The 241-nt window shown below is 51.9% G+C and carries 1 protein-coding gene; it reads left to right on the top strand.

What is annotated here, in order from left to right:
* The coding region (locus tag LKX83_RS32845; protein WP_227887478.1) for a tRNA lysidine(34) synthetase at positions 1-241 on the top strand (241 nt) is incomplete at both ends.

Consider the following 241-nt stretch of genomic DNA (forward strand, 5'->3'; position numbering starts at 1 on the left):
CTTATGCAGGTAGCAAAAGACATGGGAGGCGCTAAGATCGCGACGGCTCATCATGCAGACGACCAGTTGGAGACGATGTTAATGCGTCTTGTGCGAGGCACAAGTGTGGAAGGGTTGTCAGGCATTCCGCTGCGTCGACACGAGAATAACATCGATATCGTTCGTCCGCTGCTTGAAGTCTCACGCGATCAAATTGAGCGTTATTGCAAGGAACACGGAATGGGTCCGCGTCAGGATCAAT

The organism is Cohnella baijiui (assembly GCF_020731285.1).
Taxonomy (GTDB): domain Bacteria; phylum Bacillota; class Bacilli; order Paenibacillales; family Paenibacillaceae; genus Cohnella.